Source organism: Nonomuraea jiangxiensis, assembly GCF_900099965.1.
Taxonomy (GTDB): domain Bacteria; phylum Actinomycetota; class Actinomycetes; order Streptosporangiales; family Streptosporangiaceae; genus Nonomuraea; species Nonomuraea jiangxiensis.
The window spans coordinates 1-2,806 of the sequence record NZ_FNDJ01000062.1 but is presented as its reverse complement, the minus strand read 5'-3'; the positions used below and the strand labels follow the sequence as shown (position 1 = coordinate 2,806).

Genomic DNA, 2,806 nt, shown 5'->3' with positions numbered 1-2,806 from the left:
ACGCGGCTTCTTCTTCCCCATGCTCTCCATCATGGACATCCTTCCGGGGACAAGCCCCTGATCTCGGATGTCCGTCAAACCGGATCAAGCCCAGGCCAGGAACGACGGAGCATGAAGCCGCCATGCCGTCGTATCGTGGCTATGCGGCTCCCGGCGCCGGGACGGCGGCGACCGTGAGGCTCGGGCAGCACGGCGGCGAGCTTGGCCTCGCCGCCGTTGTAAGAGATCGGGGGCAGCACCACGCTCCTACGCCGAGACCGGCTTGTCGGGGTCAAGGTGACGGTAGATCGTGGCGCGGCTGACGCCGAGCCGACCGGCGATTTGCTGGACGGTGTAGCGGCGCTTACCGGCATCGCCCTTCATCTCGTACAACGCGCGGGCCATCTCCACGCCGTGAGCGTCCAGGGCGGGTGGGCGCCCGCCGACGCGGCCGCGTGCTCGGGCCGAGGCGAGCCCTTCGAGGGTTCCCTCGACGATGAGCTCGCGGAGGAACTCGTCGAAGGCACCGAACATGTGGAACTGCAGGCGCCCGGACGGTGTGGAGGTGTCGATGCCCTGCTTGAGCACCAGGAGGTCGACTTCGCGCTCGCGAAGTTGCGCCGCCAAGTTCAGCAGGTGGCGCAGTGAGCGGGCGGCGCGCGACAGGCGGGTGACGGGCCCAGCAGCTGTTCCCGGACGCCCACGCCCGGTTCCAGGCCGCCCGGCCCGTTCGCCGCGGCACTCGCCGAGCTGATCGCCCTGCAGGCCGGCCGCTTCCACGGCAACGGCGGGTTCGTCATCCTGCCGGAGTCGGCCGACATCCTGGACCGGCACTTCCCCGCCGATCGTTAGCTCAACGTGAAGCCCCCACGTAGAAGGCAGCGTACAAGACGAAGGGTCAGGCGGCGTCGTCCTGGTCCTGGTCCTCGTTCCTGTCGGCCTGGGACTGCGCTTCGCGGTCCAGGCCATCGCGGTCGCTGGGGCAGCCGGGGTTGCGGGCGGCCGCTGACTGCACCCTGGCGGCGGCTTCCTTGTCCCATGGCGTGTGTTTGCTCATGCCGTCCGGCTACCCGCAGGCCTTCGGCGACAGGTCGGAGTCGAGCAACCCGGACGCAAAAGGTGCATGAGGACCTCAGCGCGCGGCTGCGGCGCGGGCGGCTGGATCCTGGGGCGAAAAGTGTCCGTTCCGGCCGAACCTTGCCGGGTCCGGGACGCTGGCCCGCAGGTTGAGAAGTAGATCCGAGCAGCGACCGCCGTGCTTGTTCAGACTTAATTTGCATCTTCGGTGGAAGCGGTCACCGGGGTCTGACGGTAGGCGGATCGATCCGGCCGGGGCCCACCTGTATCCCGGTGGTCACCAGATGTCCGGGGTCGGGATCGCCCGGCTGAAGTCGCCAGTCCGCAGTGCGTCGGTGGGGATCGACCAGTGCATCCAGCCGCCGTCGCCACCGATGCGCCACTCATGCTCGTCGGACAGCTGGAGCAGGTGGTGGTAGCGGTTCGGGTCGTCCTTGCCGGGAAGCAACGGCGAGCTTCCCGTGGGGAAGATCGGCCAGCCGAAGGCGGCGTCCCGGCCGTAGAGCGCGCCCGGCCGTTCCGGCCAGTCGCTGTCGAGGTTCGACATGTTGGTGTATTCAATGACGTAGTCGACGACCAAGTCGCCGTCGGCACCAGGTTCCACGTCGATGGCCCACCAGGCCGGGTCAAAGGTGTCGGGGAAGGCGAACCCCGGCGAGGCCGCCCATGCGACCGGCGCGAAGACACCGGACCGGGCGGGTGGGTCCGTCTCCACGGCGTGCCCGGACCGGGCGGCGACCACGGCTCCCATCTGAGGGGCGTAGATCCTGAATCTGCCGGCCAGGTCGGCGGCGGCAGGGTCACACGTCTCGGAGTCGCTGTCGAGGTAGAAGAAGTTGAGCAGGCCCGTGTCGGCCGGAAGGAGGTCGCCGAGCCAGGGGGCCAGGGCGTCGGTGTCGAGGACCGCGAACAGGCTCAGCGGGACTGTCAGATCTCTCCCGATGCAGGGTTAGTCCGAACGTCTCGCGAGTGGTGGCAAGGTAGGTCCGGATGATGCAAGGTTCACCCGGACAGGACAAACAGAATTGTCCGATCATGGCCGGGTTCCACGTATGCGCCGGCGATACCTAGGTCCTTTTCCGCTCTTGCCCGTTACGTCCGGGACGAAAGCACACTGGTTTCAGCGCCGTGACGCCAGCTCGTCCAGCCCGCCCGGGTGAGCCTGATCCAGCATCCTGAGATCCTCAGCCAGAGCTTTGTACAGCTTGCTGTGGTCCCAGTGCCGGAGGGCGAGCGTGCCGCCCTTGTGCAGCTGGTCGGTGAGCGCGGCCAGGTGCTCGCCCCAGTCGTGGGCGGTGGTCGGCGGCCGCCGTTCCAGGCGCGTGGGCCGCACCCGCCCGGCATCGATCCGCCCGTGGGTCGGCGCGTCATACAGGCTGCCCCAGCTGCGGCGAAAGACCGGCTCCAGGCTCAGGTACGGCAGCGAGGTGATCGTCGGCGCCGGCAACACCGCGTCAGTGAGCTCGAATAACGCAGCTCCGCCACCTAATCGGATCATCTAGGCGAGCGACTGTCCTGCGACAGCAAACCCTTGGGCTTGTGTCGTCGAAGCTTGAGCGACTCGGGAAGCTCGGCGTTTGGCTTCGCGATACCGCCGAGGGTAGCTGCTCACCTCATCGGGACATCAGGATCAGCCGGACTCCGCGAGCAGATGAATGACACCGGCTGGGTTCTTGATCCAGTGGGTTCTGGATTCGAGGTTCTCCAGGGGCTCGACCTCGTCACAAGGGTGGATACCGATGTCGGCCAG

The 2,806-nt window shown here is 67.6% G+C and carries 4 protein-coding genes; all 4 read right to left on the bottom strand.

Translation table 11 applies throughout. From position 1 onward, the window contains the following. Positions 1–246 precede the first annotated feature (246 nt). The 4 genes from BLS95_RS53780 to BLS95_RS53770 all read right to left on the bottom strand — a co-directional run bounded on the left by BLS95_RS53780 (position 247) and on the right by BLS95_RS53770 (position 2,506). Complete coding sequence (locus BLS95_RS53780; protein WP_218136469.1) at positions 247–813, bottom strand: recombinase family protein; 567 nt, start codon at positions 811–813, stop codon at positions 247–249. A gap of 64 nt (positions 814–877) precedes the next feature. After that, a complete protein-coding gene (locus BLS95_RS56630; protein ID WP_176993932.1) occupies positions 878–1,036 on the bottom strand; it encodes a hypothetical protein in 159 nt (52 codons plus the stop codon). A gap of 297 nt (positions 1,037–1,333) precedes the next feature. Then, positions 1,334–1,969: a DUF1963 domain-containing protein gene (locus BLS95_RS53775; RefSeq protein WP_281250154.1), complete on the bottom strand. Its 636-nt coding sequence runs from the start codon at positions 1,967–1,969 to the stop codon at positions 1,334–1,336. A 207-nt stretch (positions 1,970–2,176) separates the two neighbouring features. Beyond that, the gene (locus BLS95_RS53770) at positions 2,177–2,506 is read right to left on the bottom strand and encodes a hypothetical protein (RefSeq protein ID WP_090947372.1); all 330 of its coding nucleotides are present in this window, start codon (positions 2,504–2,506) and stop codon (positions 2,177–2,179) included. Positions 2,507–2,806 lie beyond the last annotated feature (300 nt).

What these genes read in the sequence shown, in the direction of transcription:
- BLS95_RS56630 (WP_176993932.1), bottom strand. Translation starts at nt 1,036, where the DNA reads ATGAGCAAACACACGCCATGGGACAAGGAAGCCGCCGCCAGGGTGCAG.